1 pseudogene is annotated in these 514 nt (G+C 64.4%); it reads right to left on the minus strand.

The features are described 5' to 3' along the window. Window positions 1-514: pseudogene (locus ACU8YC_RS26230) on the minus strand (ATP-dependent endonuclease); the annotation flags it as partial.

A 514-nucleotide genomic window follows, 5' to 3' on the forward strand; every position in this document is an offset into this window, starting at 1 on the left:
GGCTGATCCAAGACTCGCCTCCGCGATGCCGCGCTTGCCGCCGTCGATGAACATCGCGATCGCCCGGAACAGTCGCAGCGGGTCGGACGGCGCGAATCCCAGACGTGGATCGATATCATGCGCTTCGCCGGAGAGATGAAGGATGACGGCGCGCAGCTCGTTCTCCAGCACCTTGATCGTCGGAAACGCCTCCAGCGTCTTCGTGGCCTTGTCGAGATCGGCCGCGACCGCGGCGAGATCCTCGCGGGTCACGCTCGAAATAGCGTCCTCAAGAAGGGGGCGCAGTGGCGAACCTCTCCATGTGCCGAGATGCCCTTCGGCATCGCGCAACGCGTCGAGCACGTCGATTGCGATCCGGCGTCGAACCTTGCTGGGCACCGGCCGGGACTCCTCGCCGCCGCCGAACACGACAAATTCGAAGTCGTCGCTCGACTGCGGAATTCCAGCGACGTCGGCCTTCTTCCGGAAGATGTAGCTGAGTCGCGCAATCGTCGGATCGCCGGCGACACGATAC

This window comes from Citrobacter sp. VF227, from assembly GCF_052950715.1.